We start from the raw sequence: 1,241 nt of genomic DNA on the forward strand, positions 1-1,241 counted from the left end.
CTCCCCCTCCTTGACCGCGTTGTTGACGCGCGGGATCTTCGCGCGCTTCCGGAGAGTGACCTTCGCCAGCTCGCGGACGAGTTGCGGGCCGAGACCATCGATGCCGTGTCGGTCACCGGGGGCCACCTGGGGGCGGGTCTCGGGGTGGTGGAACTGACGGTGGCGCTGCACCACGTGTTCAACACGCCCGAGGACCGCCTGATCTGGGACGTCGGGCACCAGGCCTACCCGCACAAGATCCTCACGGGGCGGCGGGCGCGCATCCGCACCCTGCGCCAGGGCGGCGGCCTGTCGGGCTTCACCCGGCGCGCGGAGAGCCCCTACGATCCCTTCGGGGCGGCGCATTCCTCGACCTCGATCTCGGCGGGGCTGGGCATGGCGGTCGGGCGCGACCTCGCGGACGCGGCGGCGCGGGCGCGGGGCGAGACGCCGGCGCGGCGCAACGTGGTGGCGGTGATCGGCGACGGCTCGATGTCGGCCGGGATGGCCTACGAGGCGATGAACAACGCCGGGGCGCTGCGCTCGCGCCTGATCGTGATCCTCAACGACAACGACATGTCGATCGCGCCGCCGGTGGGGGCGATGTCGTCCTACCTGGCGCGGCTGGTCTCGGGCGACACCTACCGCTCGCTGCGCGACACCGCCAAGCAGTTCGGGCGCCTGCTGCCCAAGGCGCTCTACGACACCGCGGCGCGGGCCGAGGAGTACGCCCGCGGGCTGCTGGCGGGGGGCGGGACGATGTTCGAGGAGCTCGGCTTCCACTACGTGGGGCCGATCGACGGCCACAACCTCGACCACCTCTTGCCGGTGCTCAAGAACGTGCGCGACGCGCCCGAGGGTCCGGTGCTGGTGCACGTGGTGACGCAGAAGGGCAAGGGCTACGCCCCGGCGGAGGCGGCGGCCGACCGCGGCCACGCGGTGGTGAAGTTCGACGTGATCTCGGGCGTGCAGACGAAGGCCAAGCCGAACGCGCCGGCCTACACGCGGGTGTTCGGCGAGAGCCTGATCAAGGCGGCGGACGCCGACCCGCGGGTGGTGGCGATCACGGCCGCGATGCCGTCCGGGACGGGGGTGGACCTGTTCTCGAAGGCGCACCCGGAGCGGACCTTCGACGTGGGCATCGCCGAGCAGCACGCGGTGACGTTCGCGGCCGGGCTTGCGACGGAGGGGTTCCGGCCGTTCTGCGCGATCTACTCGACGTTCCTGCAGCGGGCCTACGACCAGGTGGTGCACGACGTGGC

1 protein-coding gene is annotated in these 1,241 nt (G+C 72.3%); it reads left to right on the top strand.

Annotated elements, in window-relative coordinates; translation table 11 throughout:
- The coding region (gene dxs, locus DT057_RS34940; RefSeq protein WP_128566560.1) for a 1-deoxy-D-xylulose-5-phosphate synthase at positions 1–1,241 on the top strand (1,241 nt) is incomplete at both ends.

The organism is Methylobacterium crusticola (assembly GCF_003574465.1).
GTDB classification, from domain to species: Bacteria; Pseudomonadota; Alphaproteobacteria; order Rhizobiales; family Beijerinckiaceae; genus Methylobacterium; species Methylobacterium crusticola.